The sequence below is a fragment of the Streptomyces sp. NPDC048258 genome (assembly GCF_043201995.1).
Taxonomy (GTDB): Bacteria; Actinomycetota; Actinomycetes; order Streptomycetales; family Streptomycetaceae; genus Streptomyces.
The window spans coordinates 506,377-527,616 of sequence record NZ_JBICZH010000003.1 but is presented as its reverse complement, the minus strand read 5'-3'; the positions used below and the strand labels follow the sequence as shown (position 1 = coordinate 527,616).

The 21,240-nt window shown below is 73.5% G+C and carries 15 protein-coding genes, 1 tRNA gene and 1 pseudogene; 7 read left to right on the top strand and 10 right to left on the bottom strand.

Annotated elements, in window-relative coordinates:
• Positions 1-4 precede the first annotated feature (4 nt).
• From ACGFYQ_RS09920 to ACGFYQ_RS09890, 7 genes are all read right to left on the bottom strand, one after another.
• Positions 5-445, bottom strand: coding sequence for an RICIN domain-containing protein (locus tag ACGFYQ_RS09920; protein WP_393741836.1), 441 nt, complete (start codon positions 443-445; stop codon positions 5-7).
• Positions 442-1,290, bottom strand: coding sequence for an aldo/keto reductase (locus ACGFYQ_RS09915; RefSeq protein ID WP_393741834.1), 849 nt, complete (start codon positions 1,288-1,290; stop codon positions 442-444). The genes ACGFYQ_RS09920 and ACGFYQ_RS09915 overlap by 4 nt, the downstream gene beginning before the upstream one ends.
• 90 nt (positions 1,291-1,380) lie before the next feature.
• Positions 1,381-2,166, bottom strand: coding sequence for an ABC transporter ATP-binding protein (locus ACGFYQ_RS09910; protein WP_393741832.1), 786 nt, complete (start codon positions 2,164-2,166; stop codon positions 1,381-1,383).
• On the bottom strand, positions 2,163-4,910 hold the full coding sequence (locus ACGFYQ_RS09905; RefSeq protein WP_393741830.1) for an ATP-binding cassette domain-containing protein: 2,748 nt from the start codon (positions 4,908-4,910) through the stop codon (positions 2,163-2,165). The genes ACGFYQ_RS09910 and ACGFYQ_RS09905 overlap by 4 nt, the downstream gene beginning before the upstream one ends.
• 16 nt (positions 4,911-4,926) lie before the next feature.
• Complete coding sequence (locus tag ACGFYQ_RS09900) at positions 4,927-6,195, bottom strand: ABC transporter substrate-binding protein (protein WP_393741828.1); 1,269 nt, start codon at positions 6,193-6,195, stop codon at positions 4,927-4,929.
• A gap of 123 nt (positions 6,196-6,318) precedes the next feature.
• Positions 6,319-8,142 (bottom strand): AMP-dependent synthetase/ligase, encoded by a 1,824-nt coding sequence (locus tag ACGFYQ_RS09895; protein WP_393741826.1) that lies wholly within the window; start codon positions 8,140-8,142, stop codon positions 6,319-6,321.
• Positions 8,143-8,389: 247 nt separating this feature from the next.
• On the bottom strand, positions 8,390-9,241 hold the full coding sequence (locus ACGFYQ_RS09890) for a LysR substrate-binding domain-containing protein (protein ID WP_393741824.1): 852 nt from the start codon (positions 9,239-9,241) through the stop codon (positions 8,390-8,392).
• Positions 9,242-9,351: 110 nt separating this feature from the next.
• Here ACGFYQ_RS09890 and ACGFYQ_RS09885 point away from each other — a divergent pair, with 110 nt between their 5' ends.
• Both ACGFYQ_RS09885 and ACGFYQ_RS09880 read left to right on the top strand, forming a co-directional pair.
• Positions 9,352-10,386, top strand: coding sequence for a bile acid:sodium symporter family protein (locus ACGFYQ_RS09885; RefSeq protein WP_393742143.1), 1,035 nt, complete (start codon positions 9,352-9,354; stop codon positions 10,384-10,386).
• A gap of 9 nt (positions 10,387-10,395) precedes the next feature.
• Positions 10,396-10,827 carry a (2Fe-2S) ferredoxin domain-containing protein gene (locus ACGFYQ_RS09880; protein WP_393741822.1) on the top strand — a complete coding sequence of 144 codons (432 nt, stop codon included), beginning with the start codon at positions 10,396-10,398 and terminating at the stop codon, positions 10,825-10,827.
• On the opposite strand, the gene fdhD is transcribed toward ACGFYQ_RS09880, so the two are convergent.
• Positions 10,824-11,651: a formate dehydrogenase accessory sulfurtransferase FdhD gene (gene fdhD / locus ACGFYQ_RS09875; RefSeq protein ID WP_393741820.1), complete on the bottom strand. Its 828-nt coding sequence runs from the start codon at positions 11,649-11,651 to the stop codon at positions 10,824-10,826. The genes ACGFYQ_RS09880 and fdhD overlap by 4 nt on opposite strands.
• Before the next feature lie 227 nt (positions 11,652-11,878).
• Here fdhD and ACGFYQ_RS09870 point away from each other — a divergent pair, with 227 nt between their 5' ends.
• From ACGFYQ_RS09870 to ACGFYQ_RS09860, 3 genes are all read left to right on the top strand, one after another.
• A complete protein-coding gene (locus tag ACGFYQ_RS09870) occupies positions 11,879-12,820 on the top strand; it encodes a beta-ketoacyl-ACP synthase III (protein ID WP_393741818.1) in 942 nt (313 codons plus the stop codon).
• 192 nt (positions 12,821-13,012) lie between these two features.
• A tRNA-Leu gene (locus ACGFYQ_RS09865) sits at positions 13,013-13,097 on the top strand.
• Positions 13,098-13,318: 221 nt separating this feature from the next.
• Positions 13,319-14,935, top strand: coding sequence for a serine/threonine-protein kinase (locus tag ACGFYQ_RS09860; protein WP_393741816.1), 1,617 nt, complete (start codon positions 13,319-13,321; stop codon positions 14,933-14,935).
• 402 nt (positions 14,936-15,337) lie between these two features.
• Here the strand turns inward: ACGFYQ_RS09860 and ACGFYQ_RS09855 are convergent.
• Positions 15,338-16,084: pseudogene (locus ACGFYQ_RS09855) on the bottom strand (IclR family transcriptional regulator C-terminal domain-containing protein); the annotation flags it as partial.
• Positions 16,085-16,884: 800 nt separating this feature from the next.
• Positions 16,885-17,544, bottom strand: coding sequence for an RNA polymerase sigma factor (locus ACGFYQ_RS09850; RefSeq protein WP_393741814.1), 660 nt, complete (start codon positions 17,542-17,544; stop codon positions 16,885-16,887).
• Between the two features lie 378 nt (positions 17,545-17,922).
• Here ACGFYQ_RS09850 and metG point away from each other — a divergent pair, with 378 nt between their 5' ends.
• Both metG and ACGFYQ_RS09840 read left to right on the top strand, forming a co-directional pair.
• Positions 17,923-19,638, top strand: a complete 1,716-nt coding sequence (gene metG, locus ACGFYQ_RS09845; RefSeq protein ID WP_393741812.1) for a methionine--tRNA ligase — start codon at positions 17,923-17,925, stop codon at positions 19,636-19,638.
• 150 nt (positions 19,639-19,788) lie between these two features.
• Complete coding sequence (locus tag ACGFYQ_RS09840; RefSeq protein WP_393741810.1) at positions 19,789-20,973, top strand: glycosyltransferase 87 family protein; 1,185 nt, start codon at positions 19,789-19,791, stop codon at positions 20,971-20,973.
• Positions 20,974-21,240 lie beyond the last annotated feature (267 nt).

Here is a 21,240-nt window from a genome sequence, read left to right as displayed (position 1 = left end):
ACGGCTACACGGGCTCCAGGCGCCACCACTGGGCGGGGGAGTCGGTGTCCTCGCCCTGCCGGGCCCGGCCCTCCGCGTCGGCCTCCAGCAGCAGGCCGCTGATGCACGCGACCAGGGACACCACCCCGGGATCGTCGAGGTGCTCCTCGACGATCCACTCCTGCGCGCCGAAGGCGTTCGCCCGCCACACCTGCACCCGGGCGCCGCTGTCCGTCGAGGCGTTCGCGACGTCCAGCCGCCTGTCGTTGTCCTCGCTCAGCACATGGAAGATCCCGCCGCCGCTGTGGACCGGCGAGATCCGCCACCGGCGGGCGGCCACCGGTGCGGGCGGCCCGTCGGGGCCGAGCCGCACCCGGGAGGCGCCCTCCAGCTGGAGCACCAGCCCACTGTCGACGTTGCGGATCCGGTAGAGCCCCTCGGGAAGGTTCACGTTGATGCCGCTCACACGTCGAAGACGGCCGGGTCCGGACCGATCCGGCGGCCCGCCGCGCCCGCGCCCAGGGCGTCCAGCGCGGCGACGTCGGCGGCGTCCAGCTCGAAGCCGAAGACGTCCAGGTTCTCCCGGATGCGCGCGGGGGTCACGGACTTCGGGATCACGATGTTCCCGTGCTGCAGGTGCCAGCGCAGCACCACCTGCGCGGCGCTGCGGCCGTGCTTGGCGGCGATCCCCGCCACCGCCGGGAGCGTCAGCAGCTCCTTGCCCTGGCCCAGCGGGGACCAGGCCTCGGTGGCGATACCGCGCCCGGCGTGCAGCGCGCGCAGCTCGGCCTGCGGGAACAGCGGGTGCAGCTCGATCTGGTTCACGGCCGGGACCAGCGCGCTCGCCCCGGCGAGCCGCTCCAGGTCCGCCGGACGGAAGTTCGACACGCCGACCGCCTTGGCCCGGCCGCTCGCCGCGATCTCCTCGAACGTCTTCCAGATGGAGACGAAGTCGTCGCGCATCGGGCGCGGCCAGTGGATCAGGTACAGGTCGACGTGGTCGAGACGCAGCTTGCCGAGCGAGTCGTCGAACGCGCGCAGCACCGCGTCCCGGTTCCAGGTCTGCTTCGGGCCGTTCCACAGCTTGGTGGTGACGAACAGTTCCTCGCGCGCCACCCCGGACGCGGCGACCGCCTTGCCGGTGCCGGCCTCGTTGCCGTAGACGGCCGCCGTGTCGATGCTGCGGTAACCCGCCTCCAGCGCGGTCGAGACGGTCTGCTCCGCCTCCGCGTCCGGCACCTGCCAGACCCCGAAGCCGAGCTGGGGCATGAGCGTGCCGTTGTTGAGCTTGACGGTGGGGACCTGGTTCACGTCTGGTCGTTCCCTCGGGTCGTGGGCGGCCTCGTACGAGGGGCGACAACCGGCCCCTCGCGCGACGTATTCCCGCCATCCCCGGACGACTCACGCCGTCCCCAGATACGCCTCCCGCACGAGCGGGTTCGCCCGTACCTCCGCCGCCGTCCCCTCGGCGAGGACCGTCCCGAGGTCCAGTACGACCACGCGTGCGCACAGGTCCATCACGAAGGCCACGTTGTGCTCGACCAGCAGCACCGCGCAGCCCTCCTCCCGCGCCAGCCGCCGCACGACCGCCGCGAGCTGCTCGCGCTCGGGGGCCGACATGCCGGACGCCGGTTCGTCCAGCAGCAGCACCCGCGGCGGGTCGGCCACCGCGCGGGCCAGCTCCACCATCCGGGCCTGCCCGACGGGCAACCCGCCGGCGTACGAGGCCCCGAGCGCCCCGATCCCGCAACCGGCCAGGACCCGCTCGCCCCGCTTCCGGCGCTCCCGCTCCCGGGACCGCCGGGCGGGGAAGGCGAGCAGATCGGCGGCGACCCCGCCCCCGCCGCCCCGCCACTCCTGCGCCACCAGCAGGTTGTCGGCCACACTGAGCTGGCCGAAGAGCTGCTGCCGCTGGAACGTCCGGCGCATCCCGTGCCGGGCCCGCCAGACGGGGGAGCGGCGGGTGATGTCCACCCCGTCGAGCGTCATCCGCCCCTGGTCGGGCCGCCGGATCCCGGACAGGACGTCGAACAGGGTGGTCTTCCCGGCCCCGTTCGGCCCGATCAGCCCGCACACCTCGCCCGCCCGTATCCCGAGATCCACCCCCGTCAGCGCCCTGACACCGCCGAACCGCACGCTGACGCCGCTCGCCCGGAGCACGTACCCGCCCATGCCGTCGCCGCTCATGTCGCCATCCCCAGGTAGGCCTCGGTGAGCCGGTCCGCCTCCACCTCGGCCCGAGGGCCGCACCAGGAGACCCGGCCCTGGGAGAGGTAGGCGACGGTGTCGGCGATCCCGAGGACCTCCGCCGCCTTCTCCTCCACCAGCAGCAGCGCGGTCCCGGCCTCGCGCAACTCGGTGAGCAGCGCGTACACCTCCTCCACCACGCGCGGGGCGAGCCCGAGCGAGGGCTCGTCGGCGATCAGCACCTCAGGCGGCCGCTGCAGCAGCGGTGCCAGGGCCAGCATCTGCTGCTCGCCGCCGGACAGGGCGCCCGCGGCCACTCCACGACGCTCGCCGAGCCGCGGGAACCGGTCGTAGACGGCGGCCCGCGCGTCGGCCTCCCGCAGGTACAGGGCCAGGTTCTCCTCGATGGTGAGCGCCGGGAAGATGCCCCGGCCCTCGGGGGCGAGCAGCACCCCGGCCCGGGACCGCCGCACGGCCCCGTCCCGCGTGGCGTCCCGCCCGTGTACGCGTACCTCGCCGCCGGTGACGGGCACCAGGCCGGCGGCGACCCGGCAGGCGGTGCTCTTCCCGGCCCCGTTGGGCCCGAGCACGGCGAGGATCTCCCCCTTCCGCACGGCGAGATCGACCCCGTGCAGCACGAGCCCCCCGTCGTACCCAGCGGTGACACCCCGCAGCTCGAGGGCGGGCCGCGATTCAGTCCCACCGGCGATTGAGGCGCGGGGGTCCGGGGGCGGAGCCCCCGCCGGGTCCGGGGCGGAGCCCCGGGACGGGGGTCCGGGGGCGGAGCCCACGGTTTCGGGAAGGGGCGGGGTGGGGGAAGAGCCGCCCGCAGGGCCCGCCGCCCGCCGCCGGGCCAGCCGGACCGGGACCGCCGCGCAGTACCCGTCGGGGTCGTTGGCCAAGGCCAGCCCGGCCAGCCCGAACAGGATCACCGGCAGGTGGGCCGACGACGTCACGTAGTCCGACAGCAACCGCGGCGCGACCGCGAACACCAGCCCCGCCACCACCGCGTACACCGGCCGCCGAACACCCGCCGCCACCACCACCGCCAGCCACACCAACCCGGTCATCGCCGTGAAGTCCGTCGCCGTGATCCGGGTGTTGAACGACGCGTACATCACGCCCCCGAACCCGGCCAGCCCCGCCGACAGCGTGAACAGGAGCAGCTTCGTCCGCAGCACGGACACACCGGAGGCCATGGCCGCCGCCGGGGCCGACCGTACGGCCAGCATCGCCCGCCCCGACGGGGAGCCGCGCAGCGCGCTCAGCCCGGCGGCCACCACGGCGACCAGGACGACCAGGGCCACCCCCAGCGCCCGGTCGTCGGACAGGTCCACCGGCCCGAACACCGGCCGCGGGACCGACCACCCCGAATCCCCGTTCCGCAGCCAGCGCAGCTGGAACAGCACCTGGTCGGCCAGGAACGCCAGCGCCAGCGTGGCCAGGGCCAAGGACCGCCCGCCGAGCCGCAGCGCCGGCAGCGCGACCAGCGCCCCCAGCAGGGCGGCCGCGCACGTCCCCACCGCCAGCGCCGCCACGAACGGCCAGCCCCGGCTCATCAACAGCCCGGCCACCAGCGCGGCCCCGGTCACGAACGTGCCCTGGGCCAGCGACACCATCGCCCCCAGCCCGGTCACCACGGTGAAGGACATGAACACCAGCGCGATGGCCAGCCCCTGCGCCAGCAGCCCGCTCCAGAACGGCGTAGTCACGGTGTAGAACGCCACGCACAACAGCCCGGCGCCGCTTCCCCACACCCCCCACCGCCGCCACCACGAGGCCCCGGCCAGATGGTCCACCGGCGGTTCGTCCACGGCCGCGACCCCCGCCGTCCGCGCCCGGCGGGTCAGCACCAGCAGGCCCCCGAACAGGATCAGGAACGGCACCGCCGTACGGAAGCCCGTGATGCCCTCGGCGAAGGACGCGTACCCGGCCACCAGGTTCTGCAGCACCCCGAGCCCCAGCCCGCCCGCGAAGGCGAGCGGCACGGACGCGAACCGCCCGATGACCGCCGCCGTCGCCGAGACGAACAGGAAGAGGGTGAAGTCGTGCGCGGACAGGCCCAGCAGCGGAGTCGCGAGCACACCCGCCAGCCCGGCCAGCGCCGACGCGATCATCCAGGCCACCGACGACAGCCGGTCCGCGCTGATCCCGCGCAGCTCGGTCAGCGAGCGGTTGTCGACGGCGGCCCGCAGCCGCAGCCCCAGCCGGGTGTGCCGCATCAGCACCCACAGGGCCACCGCGACCACCGCCGTCACCACCCACGTGATCAGCTGGTCGGAGTCGATGCCGACGCCCTCCGCGAGCTGCCAGGACTTCGCCGGACTCGGCCCGACCCCCGGCAGCCCGAACTGGTTCTCGGCGGGCTTCACCGGCGCGCCCGCGTCCGCCAGCAGCTCCACGGCCCACAGCCCGGCGGCCGGCAGCGCCACGAGCAGCCCGATCGTCGCCACGATCTGCGCCGTCTCGCCGACCCGCGCGAGCCGCCGGAACATCAGCCGGTCCAGCCCCCAGCCGAGACCGGGCGCCAGTACGCACACCACCAGCAGCGCCGCCGGCACGGCCGGCCAGCCCAGGCCCGAGTGCAACTCGTAGAAGGCGAGCGCGCACAGGTAGGCGGTGGCCCCGTGCGCGAAGTTGAACAGCCCGGACGCGGAGTACGACAGCACCAGCCCGGTGGCGAGCAGTGCGTACAGGGCGCCGGAGACCAGACCGCTCAGGACGAAGACCAGCAGATCCCCCATGCCTCGACCCCGATCCCTACGTGAAGGGGACGGGTTCGTGGCACTTGAACGGGACGGCGACCTCGTACGTGCCGTTCTTGAGCTGTACGAGCGCCCCGCAGCCGAAGCTGTCCTTCTGCCCCTTGGGCTCCGCCCGGTCGCCGACGAGGGTGCCGGTGTCGGAGAAGTGCTGCGCGGCCTCCTGGAAGGACTCGACGGTCATGTCCTTGCCCGCCGTCCGCGCGATGGAGACGAACAGGTCGGCCGCCATGTACCCGGTCATCATGTGCATGTTGAGCGGCACGTCCTGGCCGCCCGACGCGGCCTTGATGTCGGCCTTGAACTGGGCCATCTTCGGGCTGTCCGACTCGAAGGGCTCGAACTGGAGCAGCACGTACACCCCGTCGAGAGCCTGCTTGGTGGCGTCCTTCGCGAGCAGCCCGGGGTCGTAGTCGGTGGGGTCGGAGAGCAGCCCCTTGTAGCCGCTGCGCTTGAGCGCCGTGAACAGCCCGATGTTGTTCGGGGTCTGCATGACGGAGACCACGGCGTCCGGTGCCTTGCCGCCGTTGCTCTCCAGGATCTCCTTCACGTACGCGGACCAGTCGCTCGGCACGGCGGTGGCGGGCACGGAGGCCTTGGCGTAGGAGACCGTGAAACCGGCGCTGGTGAAGCCCTGCTGGAAGGTCCGGATGCCGAACTTCCCGGCATCGCTGTCGTTCGCGATGACCGCGACGGACTTGCCCCGGGCGCCGCCGAGAACCGTGCCGATGCCCTCGGGCCAGGTCTGGTTGAGGGTGCCGCCGGGGGTGGGGACCAGGCAGCCGTTGAATCCGTAGATGTACTTGGGCCCGCAGAAGGAGGGCAGCGTGCCCCAGCCGAAGGTGGGGACCTTCTCCTGCTCCAGGAAGTCGGCGCCCGAGAAGGTCACCGAGCTCATGGGGGCGACCGCGAAGACCTTGTCCTGCTGGACGAGTTTGCGGGCCGCGGCCATGTTCTTCGCGGGGTCCTGGCCGTCGTCCTCCGCGCCGAGGTAGTCGATCGTGCGACCGTTGACGCCTCCCTCGGCGTTGGCTCTCAGGTACCGGGCCTTGGCGCCGAGATCGGTGTCCTTCTTGCTGTATCCGCTCGCGCTGGTCATCGACACGATGCCGCCGACCTTGATCGAGTCGGCGGTCAGCCCGCGGCGGCTCCCGGGAGTGTCCCCGGCTCCGCCCTTGCTGTTGCCGTTCGTGGAGGCGGAGTTGCAGGCGGAGACGAGCGCGAGGGCCGCCGCCGCGGCGGCCAGGGTGCGGATCGGTCGCAACATCTGGGGATCCCCTCCGGTCGGAATCCCCGCATTCTGTGCGCGACCTGACGGATCGTCAATATCAACGGCAAGGGTGATATGACGAATCGTCAGGTACCGGCTGCCGGGGTCGAGGGGATGCGCTCAGGACTGGTAGAGGGCCGCGACCTCCGTCGCGTACGCCTTCTCGATCGCCCGTCGCTTGAGCTTCAGGGAGGGGGTCAACAGCCCCTGCTCCTCCGTGAACTGCTCGGCGAGCACCCGGAAGGTGCGGATCGCCTCCGCCTGCGAGACCAGGGTGTTGGCGGCCACCACCGCCCGGCGGACCTCCGCCGCCAGGTCCGCGTCGTGCACCAGGTCCGCCGCCGGCCGCTGAGCCAAGCCGCGCATGGACAGCCAGTGGGCGATCCCCTCCATGTCCAGGGTGATCAGGGCCGCGATGTACGGCCGGTCGTTGCCCACCAGCACGCACTGTGACACCAGCGGATGCGAGCGGACCCGCTCCTCCAGCGCGGCCGGCTGCACGCTCTTGCCGTTGGAGGTCACCAGGATCTCCTTCTTGCGGCCGGTGATGGTGAGGTAGCCGTCCTCGTCCAGCCGCCCCAGGTCCCCGGTCGCCAGCCACCCGCCGCGCAGCACCGCGTCCGTGGCGGGCGGGTCGTTGAGGTACCCGGCGAAGATGTGGACGCCGTGCAGCCAGACCTCCCCGTCGTCCGCGATGTGCACCGTGCCTCCGGGGATCGGCGGGCCCACCGTGCCGTACTTCGTCGCCCCCGGCGGATTCGCGGTGGCCGCCGCGGACGACTCGGTCAGGCCGTACCCCTCGAAGATCGTGATCCCGGCACCGTCGAAGAACAGCCCGAGGCGGCGCGACATCGCGGACCCGCCCGACATGGCGTGCCGCACCCGGCCGCCCATGGCCGCGCGGACCTTCCCGTACACGAGCTTCTCGAAGAGCTGGTGCTCCATCCGCAGCCCGGCCGACGGGCCCGGCCCGATGCCGAAGGCCTTCTCCTCGCGCGCCTCCGCGTACCGCACGGCCGTCTCCACCGCCCGGTCGAAGGGGCCCGTACGTCCCTCCGCCTCGGCCTTGCGGCGCGCGGCCGCGAAGACCTTCTCGAACACGTACGGGACCCCGAGCACGAAGGTCGGCCTGAACGCGGCGAGGTCCGGCAGCAGTTCGGCCGCCGCCAGTACGGGCTGGTGCCCGAGCTTGACCCGGGCGCGGATGGCGGCCACCTCCACCATCCGCCCGAAGACGTGCGCCAGCGGCAGGAAGAGCAGGGTGGACGGCCGCTCGCCCGGACCGGCCTGGAAGACGGACTCCCAGCGGCTCACCATGGTGTCGGCCTCGAACATGAGATTGGCGTGGGTGAGGACGCAGCCCTTGGGGCGGCCGGTGGTGCCGGAGGTGTAGATGACCGTGGCGACCGCGTCGGGGGTCACGGCGCCGCGGTGGCGGTGCACGACGTCCTCGGCGACGCCGCGGCCGTCGGCGACGAGGCCGTCCACGGCCCCCTCGTCGAGCTGCCACAGCAGGCGCAGGAGGGGAAGCCGGTCGATGACCGAGCCCACCGTCATGGCCTGGTCCTCGTTCTCGACGACGCAGGCCGTGCACGCGGAGTCGGCCAGGATCCAGTGCACCTGCTCGGCGGAGGAGGTCGGGTAGACGGGGACGGGCTGGGCGCCGATCGCCCACAGGGCGAAGTCGAAGAGGGTCCACTCGTACCGGGTACGGGACATGACGGCGACCCGGTCGCCGAACCGTACGCCTTGGGCCAGCAGGCCCTTGGCGAGCGCGAGGACCTCGGCGGCCAGTTGGGCGGAGGTCACGTCCCGCCAGACGCCGTCGGTCTTGCGGCCGAGCACCACCCGGTCCGGTTCCTCGCGCGCATGCCGGAAGACGACGTCGGCCAGACCGCCGACGGGCGCGTCGATGACGACAGGTGGGACGGTGATCTCGCGCAAGGCCCCGCTCCTCTCCGTACGGCGCGGCGACGCTACCCCACGCCGCTGGGCAGTTGATCAGCCCGCGGATACCTCCACAAGACCTCCTCAGCGACGTTCTCGGCGACCCCTTGCGCTCGGCGCCTTCAGCCCCGCCTGGGGGTCCCCCCGGACGGAGTCTGGGGGAGTTTGAGGCGCGGGGGTCTGGGGGCGGAGCCCCACGGTTTCGGGAAGGGGCGGGGTGGGGGAACGGCCCCGCGCAGCGGCGTCAGGCCGTGCGGCTCAGGCGGTCCGCGCCCGAGAGGACGGCCGCGGCCAAGGCTTCGGCGGGAGCGGAGGCCCGGGCCCCGCGGAGCAGCGCGAACTCGACCGGCCCCAGCTCCGGCAGGCCGCCGACCCGGACCAGCCCCGGCGGGATCAGCCCCCGGGTGTGGGCCATCACGCCCAGCCCGGCCCGGGCCGCCGCGACCAGACCGCTCAGGCTGCCGCTCGTACAGGCGATCCGCCACGCCCGCCCGTCACGCTCCAGCACCTCCAGCGCCCGCGCCCTGGTGATTCCCGGCGGCGGGAAGACGATCAGCGGAACCGGCCGGTCCGGGTCCACCCGCAGTCCCTCCGCCCCGATCCACACCATCCGGTCCCGCCACACCAGGCGCCCCCGCTCGTCCCCCGGCCCCCGGCGCTTCGCCAGCACCAGGTCCAGGCGCCCCGCGTCCAGCCGCTCGTGCAGCGTTCCCGAGAGCTCCACCGACAGCTCCAGGTCCACCTCGGGATGCTCGTGCCGGAAGCCCTCCAGAATCTCCGGGAGCCGCGTCAGCACGAAGTCCTCCGAGGCCCCGAAGCGCAGCCGCCCCCGCAGCCGGGTCCCCGTGAAGAAGGCCGCCGCCCGTTCGTGCGCCTCCAGGATGGTGCGCGCGAAGCCCAGCAGCGCCTCGCCGTCCTCCGTCAGCTCCACGCTGTGCGTGTCCCGGACGAACAGCGGGCGCCCCGTAGCCTCCTCCAGCCGCCGCACGTGCTGGCTGACGGTGGACTGCCGTACGCCGAGCCGCCCGGCGGCCTGGGTGAAGCTCAGCGTCTGGGCCACCGTGAGGAACGTGCGCAGCTGGACGGGGTCGTACATACCGCCCATGCTAGCGAGGCTTATCGGGAAACGTGATGACAGTGAGTGCGGTGTGCGGGTTTCCCGATCACCACTCCGCCGCCGACCATGAACACGTGAGCACTCTGCACATGCGCCGCCCGCACCTCCCCGCCCGGCTGCCCGTGGACCCGTACATCCTGGCCCTCCTCGGCACCGTCGGCCTCGCCGCCCTGCTCCCCGCCCGTGGCCAGGCCGCCACCGTCGCCGACGGCGCCTCCACCGCGGCGGTGGCCCTGCTGTTCTTCCTCTACGGCGCCCGGCTCTCCACCCGCGAGGCCCTCGACGGCCTGCGCCACTGGCGGCTGCACCTCACCGTGCTCGCCTGCACCTTCCTCCTCTTCCCTCTCCTGGGCCTCGCCGCCCGAGGGCTCGTCCCCACCCTCCTCACGCCCCCGCTCTACAGCGGCCTGCTCTTCCTCTGCCTGGTCCCCTCGACCATCCAGTCCTCCATCGCGTTCACCTCGATGGCCCGCGGCAACGTCCCCGCCGCGATCTGCGCCGGCTCCTTCTCCAGCCTCGCCGGCATCCTCATCACCCCGCTGCTCGCCGCGGCCCTGCTCGGGAGCAGCGCGGGCGGCTTCTCCCTCGACTCCCTCTTCAAGATCGTCCTCCAGCTGCTGCTGCCGTTCCTCCTCGGGCAAGGCCTGCGCCGCTGGGTCGGCGGCTTCCTCGTACGCAACAAGAAGGTGCTGGGCCACGTCGACCGAGGCTCGATCCTGCTCGTCGTCTACGCCGCCTTCAGCGCGGGCATGGCCGCGGGCATCTGGCACCAGGTGAGCGTCCCGCGCCTCGGCGCCCTGCTGGCGGTGGAGGCCGTACTGCTCGCCGTGATGCTCCTCGTCAGCTGGTACGGGGCGGGGCGGCTCGGGTTCGGCCGCGCGGACCGCGTCGCCATCCAGTTCGCCGGGTCGAAGAAGAGCCTCGCCGCCGGACTCCCCATGGCCAGCGTGCTGTTCGGGGCCCAGGCGAGCCTCGCGGTGCTCCCGCTCATGCTGTTCCACCAGATGCAGCTGATGGTCTGCGCGATCCTCGCCCGCCGCCGCGCCCAGGACCCCGAACTCCCCGTCGCCCATGTGGCGGAGGTCTCGCCGACGGCCCAACACCCCGTCGCAAGAGCCCGGTAACGTTCGGCGGTGACCTGGATACGCCCGCTCGCCGCCCATGCCGAACGCCCCTGCACCCTGGTGGTCTGCCGCGGCTGCTGCTGCGGGGACCCCCGCAAGAACCCCGGCTCGGACCACGCCGGCCAGCTCGCCCGGCTGCGCGAGGCCGCCGCCGCCTCCGGGGGCCGGCTGGCCGTCCGTACGAGCGACTGCCTCGGCCCCTGCGCCCAGGCCAACGTCATCGTGGTCCAGCCCACCACCGAGGCCCGCCGCCGCGGCGCCCGCGCGACCTGGTTCGGCTGGGCCCTGGACGACACGGCGACCGACGAGATCATCACCTGGGCCGAATCCGGCGGCCCGGGCACCACCCCGGTCCCGCCCACCCTGGACCTCCACCGCATCGACCCGCCCGAGCCCAAGCCGGCCCCGAACTCCACCCGCCGCGGCCGCCGGGGGCGCTAGAACGTGATCCGCTCCTCGCCCGCGTAGATGTTCATGTTCGGACCGCGCAGGAAGCCGACCAGGGTCAGCCCCGAGTCCAGTGCCAGGTCCACCGCGAGCGAGGACGGCGCCGAGACCGCCGCCAGTACCGGGATGCCCGCCATCACGGCCTTCTGGGCCAGCTCGAAGGAGGCCCGGCCCGACACCAGCAGGACCGAGCCGGCCAGTGGGAGCCGGCCGGCTTGGAGAGCCCTGCCGACGATCTTGTCCACAGCGTTGTGCCGGCCCACGTCCTCCCGTACGTCGACCAGCTCGCCGTCCGCCGTGAACAGCCCGGCCGCGTGCAGCCCGCCCGTCCGGTCGAAGACCTTCTGGACCGCGCGCAGCCGGTCCGGCAGCTCGCCGAGGAGATCCGCGGAGATCCGTACCGGGTCGGCGGCCGTCCCCGGGAAGCGGGTCGCCGTACGGACCGCGTCCAGGCTGGCCTTGCCGCACAGGCCGCAGGAGGAGGTGGTGTAGACGTTCCGCTCCAGCGTGATGTCCGGCACGGGCACCCCGGCGGCCAGCTGCACGTTGACCACGTTGTAGGTGTTCGAGCCGTCCTCCGTCGCCCCCTCGCAGTAGGTCACGGCCTGGACGTCCTCGCCGCGCCCCAGTACGCCCTCGCTCACGAGGAAGCCCACCGCCAGGGCGAAGTCGTCGCCCGGAGTGCGCATCGTGATCGCCAGCGGCTTGCCGTTCAGCCGTATCTCCAGCGGTTCCTCGGCGACCAGCGTGTCCGGACGGACCCCCGCCACGCCGTTCCGGATCCGGACGACGCGACGGCGCTCGGTGACCCGTCCCATGGTGATCAGCCCACCCCTTCAGTTCTCGCTCCGCATCCGACCGAATACGGCTGCATCCGACAACTTCATTGTCGCGGTTCCGCTTCCCGCACCGCTCCCGGCAGGTGGATCCTCGGGAATCTCCAAATTCCGGTGCCGGAATCCTGTCGGGTCACACGCACCCGTACCCGTCAGTAGCAGGCAAAGCTGGGTGATCCTGCACTTCCGTACAAAGGGGGACCCCGCCCATGACCGGTTCACGCGTGGTGGCGCTAGGGCACTACCAGCCCGCGAGAGTGCTCACCAACGAGGACCTCTCGGCCATGGTCGACACCACGGACGAGTGGATCCGGTCCCGCGTGGGCATCAGGACGCGTCACATCGCGGGTCCGGACGAACCGGTCGACGAGCTGGCCTTCCAGGCGGCGGGCAAGGCCCTGGCAGGCGCCGGCCTGACCCCGGACGACATCGACCTCATCCTGGTCGCCACCTCCACCGCGATCGACCGCTCGCCCAACATGGCCGCCCGTGTGGCCGCCAAGCTGGGCATGGGCGCCGGCCCCGCCGTGATGGACCTCAACGTCGTCTGCTCGGGCTTCACGCACGCCCTGGCCACCGCCGACCACGCCATCCGGGCCGGATCCGCCACCCGCGCCCTGGTCATCGGCGCCGACAAGATGACCGAGATCACCGACTGGAGCGACCGCACCACCTGCGTGCTCACCGGTGACGGCGCGGGCGCTGCCGTGGTCGAGGCCGCCGAGGAGCCGGGCATCGGACCGGTGCTGTGGGGCTCGGTCCCCGAGATGGGCAACGCCGTCCGGATCGAGGGCACGCCGCCGGTCTTCGCGCAGGAGGGCCAGTCCGTCTACCGCTGGACCACCAGCCAGCTCCCGCCGCTCGCCCGCAAGGTGTGCGAGAAGGCCGGGGTCCTCCCGGAGGAGCTGGCCGCGGTCGTCCTCCACCAGGCGAACCTGCGGATCATCGAGCCGCTCGCCGCCAAGATCGGCGCCGTCAACGCCGTCGTCGCCCGCGATGTCGTCGACTCCGGCAACACCTCGGCCGCCAGCATCCCGATGGCTCTGTCCAAGCTGGTGCAGCGCGGTGAGATCCCGACCGGCGCCCCCGTCCTGCTCTTCGGCTTCGGCGGCAACCTCTCCTACGCGGGACAGGTCATCCGCTGCCCGTGACCCCGGCGGCGCGTGCCCGACGGAGTACCCGACGGCCGTGGCGAGACGCTCCGTCCCGCCGCGGCCGTCGGTGTATGCGTGCAGGTCAGCACGGCGTGGCGGACGGCGGCCGGTCGGATAAGTGGTCGGAGCCCCGCCGATCCTTTGCTATTGTTGTCCATGTCGCCGCGGGAAACCGGGGCCGACCACCTGGTCCGGGTGGCGGAATGGCAGACGCGCTAGCTTGAGGTGCTAGTGCCCTTTATCGGGCGTGGGGGTTCAAGTCCCCCCTCGGACACAGATCGGCGAGGGCCGTGACTCCTGGAGTCACGGCCCTCGCCTTTTGCGTTGCCGTCGAGCGCCCGGGTCTCCCGGCGGAACCGCGGGGGCCGGATCCGCATCTGCGGCATCATGGGCTGTGAACGGGCCAGGGGGAGCAACGTGTCGCAGGACGAACCACGCAACAGCATTGTGATTGTCGGGCGTTACCGCCTGGAGAGGCGGCTGGGCAGGGGCGGCATGGGCACCGTCTGGCAGGCCTCCGACGAACTGCTCGGACGCTCCGTCGCCGTCAAGGAGCTCCACGTCGCCGACGGTACGCAGTCCGCGGGCGCCCTGCGGGAGGCCCGCACGGTGGCGCAGATCAAACACCCGCACGTCGTCGTGGTCCACGACGTCGTGGAGCAGGACGGGCACCCGTACATCGTCATGGAGCTCGTCGAAGGCCGCTCGCTCGCCGACCGGCTCGCCGCCGACGGTCCGCTGGATCACGGCGAGGCCGCCCGCACGGGGCTCGCCCTGCTCGGCGCCCTGGGCGCGGCACACGCCCGCGGAGTGCTCCACCGGGACATCAAGCCGGCCAACGTGCTCATGGAGGCGGGAACCGGCCGGGTGGTGCTCACCGACTTCGGCATCGCCCGACTCGCCGGATCCACCACCATCAGCGAGACCGGCGCCTTCATCGGCTCGCCCGAGTACACCTCGCCCGAGCGGATGCAGGGCGCCGCCGCCGGCCCCGCATCCGACCTGTGGTCCCTCGGCGTGTTGCTGTGCGCCGCGTTGTCCGGCGAGTCGCCCTTCCACCGGGATTCGCTCGGCGGAGTCCTGCACGCCGTCGTGTCCGACGAGATCCGGCCGCCCGCGCAGGCGGGACCGCTGCTGCCGCTGATCCAGGGCCTGCTGGAGCGCGACCCGGAGCGGCGGCTGGGAGCGGCGGAGGCCGAGCGGCTGCTGTCGGCGTACGTGACCACCGGCACCGTCCCGATCCTCGACCGGGCCCTCGGCCCGACCCCGCCGGCGGGAACCGCCACCGACGCCCCGACCACCCCCGCCCCGCCCGGCTACTCGCCGACCGAGCGCGTCGGCCGGCCGGCGGGCCCCGCGCCGGGACCGGCCGGGAAGTTCCGGCCGTCCGTCCGCCTGGGGCTGCTCGCGGCCCTCGTCGTGGTGGCCGTCGTCGGCGGCGTGACCGCGACGTCCCTGCTCGGCGACGGTACGGAGGACCGGGCCCAGGAGCCGACGCGGAGCGCACCCGCCACCTCCACGCCCCCCACCGCCTCGCCCGCCACCGCCGCGCCCGGGGCCGACGCGGCCGTCCCGCAGTCCCCGGCGGCGACGCCCACGCCCACGCCGGACCACACCCCGTCCGCGCGTCCGCCCGCGTCCGGGAGCTTCGCGGCCGCCAAGCCCGTGCCCCCCGGCTACCGGACCGTCACCGATGCCCAGGGCTTCGCCCTCGCAGTGCCGAACGGGTTCCAGCGCAGCACCGACGACCAGCGGGTCTTCTACGTCTCCGGCGACGGGGCGATCCGGATCGGCATCAAGGTGAAGCCGTCGACGGCCGGCGGCCCGCTCGCCACGATGCGGCTCTCCGACGCGAACGGCCCGGACACCAACCCCGGATTCCGCGACAACTCGGTCGTCCCGACGACCCACAACGGACTGCCCGCCGCCCTGTGGGAGTTCACCTGGGACGGCTTCACGCGCGCCGAAGGCGCCCGGCACACCTTCGACCTCTGCTGGGACGAGAACGGCCGCCTGTACGACGTCTGGGTGTCCGCTCCCGTCAGCCGGCTCGCCGAGGCCAGGAGCCACTTCGACGCGGCCCTGGACTCCTTCGTCCCGGGTCAGCCCTGATCACGGGCCCGGACGAGCCCCGGCGCCGCGTCACGTGCGCAGGACCACCAGGCCCCTCGGGGTGGTCAGGGTGCCCGGGGCGACCTGGGTGAAGGTGTGGGGGAGCGACAGGCACGGCTGCCCGGTGTCCGGGAGGGCGTCGAAGAGGTAGGCCGCCGCGGAGCTGGTGTCGCTGACCAGGTGGGGGCCGCCGGCGGCGGCCGTGGTGTCCGTGAGCGGGGTGCGGAAGAGGCGGCGGAGGTGGCGCAGGGTCTCCGGGGTGAGGGGGGCCCGCGTCTGCTGGGGCCGGCGCTGCGGCTCCGGCCGCGTGGACGGGGGCGGGGTCTCGGAGGCCGACCGCTCCGGCCCCGGGTCGGCCGGGGAGGCCGGGGCAGCCGGTGCGTCCGGGGGGATCGCCCCCGTCAGGAGCAGGGCGAGCAGCACCGGAACGGCCTTGCGGCGCAGGGCCTCGGTGGCCGAGTGCAGGCGGTGGGCGTGGGCCGCGGGCAGGGAGAGCGCGAGGCTCCCGGCGGCGTCGCCGGTGGCGATCGGAACCGCCGAGCAGACGACCCCGGGCGAGTACTCCAGCAGGTCGAAGACGGGCGCGCCCGGGGCCACCGCGTCCAGCGCGGTGAACAGGGCCCGGCTGTCGGTGATGGTCTGCGGCGTCAGCCGCGCGGGCCGGTACCGGGCCACGTGGTCGGCCCGGCGGTCGTGGTCGAGCTGGGTCAGCAGGCACTTGCCGACCGCGCTGGCGTGCGCGGCGGCCCGGAAGTCCACCCACTCCCGCACCGGCGGGGTACCGGGCCCGTCCGCCATCTGCGTGATCCGGACCTCGCCCTCCGCGTACCGGCTCAGGTACACCGCCGCGCCCGCGCTGTCCCGGGCCAGGGCCAGCGTGCGCTGGAGCTGGCCCGCCAGGCCGCTGCCGCCGGGGGCCGCGAGCCGGTCCAGGGCCGGGCCGCGCGCGTACACCCCCGCCCCGGGGCGGTACGCGTACTCCTCCTCGCACAGCATCGACAGCAGGGGGCCGAGTTCCTCCTCGCGGAGCCCCGCCTTCCGGGCGAGCTGGGCGGCCCGCACGCCCAGTGGATGCCGCTCCAGGACCCGTACGACGGCCAGCGCGCGCCGGGCCTCCGCCAGGGCCTCGCCGGTCCCGGCCTGGACCACGGTTCCGCGGGCCGCCGCCGTCAGCGCCGGGTGGCGCAGCGGGCCGGGCGCGAGGCGCGGTACGGGAACGGCCGCCGGCGCTGCGCCGGCGGCCGCGGCGCCGGTGACCGCGGCCGCCGACGGCTGGAACGCGGCCAGCACCCCGGGCAGTCCGGGTCTGGGCAGCGGCACCGGGCCCAGGTCGGGATCGTCGCGCTGGTCGACGTACCGCAGGACGGCCGCCTGCGCGCACAGCCGCACCTCCCGCAGGTCCCGTCGGCCGCCGGGCCGGAAGCCGCGGCGGCCCAGGTCGCGCGCCCAGTGCCGGGCGTCGTGGTACTCACCGCGCCGGGAGTGGTCGAGGAAGAGGCAGTACGCGGCCGGGGCGGTCCGCGGTCCGACCCAGCCCGCGGCGAACTGCCACCAGAACCGGGCGCCTTCGCGCAGCCCGGCCAGGTGCAGCAGGCAGCCGAAGACGACCGCGCCGGCCAGGTCGGTGTGCCGGGAGGCGAGGAAGGAGTCGAGCTGCGCCTCGGCCTTCGGGGCGCACACGGAGGCCAGGCAGGCGGCCTTGAGGTCGCGGCGGGCCCGTTCGGCGTCGAGCGGGCAGTCCCGCGCCGGGTCGCTCCAGCCGAACACGGACCGGCGCCGGGCGCGGAGGCCGACGGCCGGTGTGTGCGGGGTGGCGCGCAACAGCCGGGCCTCGGCCGCGCCCAGGTCGTAGTGTGGGTAGCGGTCGCGGACGCTCGCCCGGGCGAGGAACTCGGCCAGGGAGCGGGGGGTTTCGTCGCCGTCCTGCGGCTGCTGCCGTTCGTGGTGCCTCATGATCCGTCTGATCCGTCTGCTTCGGGTGGCTCGGGCGACTCGGCGGATTCGGGTGAACCGACGGACGTGTCGAGCAGTCGGGCGAGGCGCCGGTGGGCCTGGCCGAGGTACGACCGGACCGTGGCCTCGTCGACGCCCATCACGGCGGCGGCCTCACCCGGGGAGCACTGGAGCCCGTACCGCAGCAGTACGGCGTCGCGCTGCCGCTCGGCGAGCCGGGAGACGGCGGAGTAGAAGCGGATGGTGTCGGTCAGTACTTCGTACCGGTCGGCGTGGGCGTCCTTGAGGGCGGCTTCGAAGGCGCTGATGTCCATCGGCCGCGGCTGCCGCTGCCAGGGGTGGCGCAGCCGCTGCCGCCGGTCGACCAGGCAGTGTTTGAGCACGGTCCACGCGTAGGCGTCCAGCCGGTCCATGTGGAGCATCCGGAGCCACTCGCCCATGATCGAGTCGAAGGTGGCGTCCACCGCCTGCTCCGCCGCCGCGTCGGAACCCAGCTGGAGGTACGCGAAGCGCATGTACGCGGGCCGCCGATTGGAGTGGAAGGCCCAGTACGACAGGCGTGCCGTCGGATCCCACTGGCTCATCGGCGTCGGCCGCCGGCGCCGGCTCGGCAGCCCCACCGCCCCACCGGACTCCTCCGGTCCGCCATCGCTCACCGTTCCACCTCATCCCCTGTACGCGCTGTACAGGTAATCAGCGCGGGCGCATGCGGGGGGCGCATAGAAAAAACCTGGGAACATTGCGTCGGCGATGATCACCTCGTGATCGATGTCGACCACACGGGAGTCCAGCCGGCGCGTATGCATATGCCTGTCGCCGGTGCCGCCCGGCCGGCGGTCGGGTGCGCGGCCGACCGGCTGTAGCATGGGCCCCATCGCGAGGGCCGTGACGGAGAGGTCACTGCCCTCGCTTTTGCGTTGCGTCCACCCGTGAACAAATGCGGCGCGTGGCCTTTCGGCGGTTCGATACGATGAACCTCATTCACAGTCCGTCACGCCACGTTGTACCGCACATATGAAATGGAGCATCCGAGGATGGCTCGACACCTGGTCACCAGCGCGCTTCCCTATATCAACGGGATCAAGCACCTGGGCAACATGGTCGGGTCGATGCTTCCGGCGGATGCGTACTCCCGGTACCTCCGCCAGCGCGGCCACGACGTCCTCTACATCTGCGCCACCGACGAGCACGGCACCCCCGCCGAGCTCGCCGCCAAGGAGGCCGGTCTCTCGGTCGCCGAGTTCTGCGCGCAGGCCCACGACGCCCAGAAGGCGGTCTACGACGGCTTCGAGCTGTCCTTCGACTACTTCGGCCGCAGCTCCTCCGCGCAGAACCGCGAGATCACCCAGCACTTCGCGCGCCGCCTCCAGGAGAACGGCTTCATCGAGGAGCGCGCGATCCGGCAGGTCTACTCGCCGGTCGACGGCCGCTTCCTGCCGGACCGCTACGTCGAGGGCACCTGCCCGCACTGCGGTTACGACAAGGCCCGCGGTGACCAGTGCGAGAACTGCACCCGCGTCCTGGACCCCACGGACCTGATCGAGCCCCGCTCGGCCATCTCCGGCTCCACCGAGCTGGAGGTCCGCGAGACCAAGCACCTCTTCCTGCTGCAGTCCAAGCTCCAGCACGAGGTCGAGGCCTGGGTCGCGCGGCACGAGGAGGAGTGGCCGCAGCTGGCGTCCTCCATCGCCCGCAAGTGGCTGACCGAGGGCCTGCACGACCGTGCCATCACCCGCGACCTCGACTGGGGCGTCCCGGTGCCGGCCGACACCTGGCCCGAGCTGGCCGCCGAGGGCAAGGTCTTCTACGTCTGGTTCGACGCGCCGATCGAGTACATCGGCTCGACCAAGGAGTGGTCCGACCTGGACCCGGCGAACCGCGACTACAAGTCGTGGTGGTACGAGGCCGAGGACGTCCGCTACACCCAGTTCATGGCCAAGGACAACGTCCCGTTCCACACGGTGATGTTCCCCGCCACCGAGCTGGCCACCCGCGAGCCGTGGAAGAAGGTCGACTACGTCAAGGCCTTCAACTGGCTGACGTACTACGGCGGCAAGTTCTCCACCTCGCAGAAGCGCGGCGTCTTCACCGACCAGGCGCTGGAGATCCTCCCGGCCGACTTCTGGCGCTACTTCCTCATCGCCAACGCGCCCGAGTCCGACGACTCGTCGTTCACGTGGGAGCACTTCGCCGCCACGGTCAACAAGGACCTCGGCGGCACCCTCGGCAACTTCGTCAACCGCGTACTGACCTTCTCCCGCAAGAAGTTCGGCGACGAGGTCCCCGCCGGCAGCCCCGCCGGCGAGGCCGAGGCCAAGCTGGGCGAGCAGATCGCCGAGCTGCTGGCCGAGTACGAGGGACACATGGAGTCCCTCCAGTACCGCAAGGCGGCGGCCGCGCTGCGCGCCCTGTGGTCGGCAGGCAACGCCTACCTGGACGAGAAGGCCCCCTGGCTGGAGGTCAAGACCGACCTGGAGGGTGCGGCGCTCACCCTGCGCACCGCGATGAACCTCATCCACCTCTACTCGGTGGTCTCCGAGCCGTTCATCCCGGCCTCGGCGCGCGCCATGCGCTCCTCCTTCGAGCTCGCCGACGACACGGCCACGTGGGTCACCCCGGAGCAGGCCAGGTCACTGGACGCGGTCCCGGCCGGTACGCCGTTCACCGTGCCGCCGGTGCTCTTCGCGCGGGTCACCGAGGACGACCTGGAGTCCTACCGCGAGCGCTTCGGCGGCTCCCCGGAGGCCTGAGCCTTCGAGTGACAACTCCGTGAGGGGCGCGGCCTTTTGGGGTCGCGCCCCTTTCGCGTGCCTGCCGGGCGGGAGGTAGGGAAAACCCCACCGCGAAGTGTCCACCTGGGCGTGCAGACCCGGCGGGGGCCGCGCGGATGGAATGGGCCCATGACCCTTTCCCGTACCGCCCGGTGGACCGCGGGCTGGCTGCTCGCGGCCGCCTGGGCGCTGTCCTTCCCGCTCCTGTCCTCGCTGGGGCCGCACCGGCTCTGGGGCTGGTGCGCGGCCGCCGGGTACCTCGGCGCCGCCGGAGCCACCGCCCTCGGCCACCGCCGCGCGGCGCTCGCCGCCGCCCTGCTCGGCGCCGTCGCCGTGCCGCTCCTGTGGCTGGTCCTGACCGGGCAGGGCCAATCGGAGGTGACGGTCGTCGAACGGTCCGGGCGGCTCCTGCTGGAGTCCGGCCGGCTCTACGTCGACCAGCCCGCGCGGGTCGAGGAGTACACGCCGTACCTGCCGGGCATGGCGCTGCTCGGCGTCCCGCGCGCGCTGCTCGGCGGCGGGGACGGCTGGGCCGCCCGGCTGCTGGGGGACGCCCGGATCTGGTGCGCGGCGGCCCTGTTCGGCGGCCTGTGGGCCGGGCGGCGGCTGCTCGGCGCGGCGCGGTCGCCGCTGCTTCCCGTGCTGGTGGCCTCGCCGGTGGTGGCCCTGCCCCTCGCGGTGAGCGGGGTGGACCTGCCGCTGGCCGGGCTGTGCTGCCTGGCGCTCGCGGCCGCCGGGGCCGGGCGGCCGGTCCTGGCCGGGGCGGCCCTCGCCGGGGCGTGCGCGCTGAAGTGGACGGCGCTGCCCGCGGTGGCGGTGGCGGTGACCCTGCTCGCGGCCTGCCGGGGCCGGCGGGCGGCGGTGCGCTGCGGGCTGGTCGCGACCGGCGGGACGGTCCTCCTGGTCCTGCCGGGCGCGCTGCTCCAGCCGGGCGAGCTGTGGCGCCAGGTGTTCGCCTTCCCCACCGGGCGCGCGGAGGTCCCGACTCCGGCGAGCAGCCCGCTGCCGGGCCACCTGCTGGCCGAACTCGGGCCGTGGGGCTGGTACCTGACGGTCAGTCTGCTGATGGTGGGCGGCCTCGCGGTGGCCGTCTCCCTGCTGGTCCGGCCGCCGCGCACGGTGGTGGCGGCGGCCGACCGGCTCGCGATCGGCCTCACCACGGCCTTCCTGCTGGCGCCGGCGGGCCGCTTCGGCTACCTGGCGCTGCCGGTGCTGCTCGTGGCCTGGGCCCGCTCCACGGCGCCCCGTCACGGCGCCTCCCGGATCGTGGCCCGCTCGGGAGCCCCCGGCCGCCACCCGGCGCCGACCTTGTAGGTTCGCCGCATGCACACCACCCTGACGGAACACGCCCGGTCCGTCTGGGGCGACGAGCACGGCCCGTCCTGGGACGACATCGCCGAGGGCCTCCGCCGCCCGCGCGAACGCCCTGGACCCGCAGGGCGCCAGGGCCTGGGGCAACGCCTGGTGCTGTGGCCGGAGAGGTTTGCCGGGGCGCGGCTCCCCCAGCTACCGCTGGGAGGTGCCCCCAGGTGCGGTGCATCGCAAGGCGGAGGGCCGCGGCTCGTACTGGACGTACCTGCG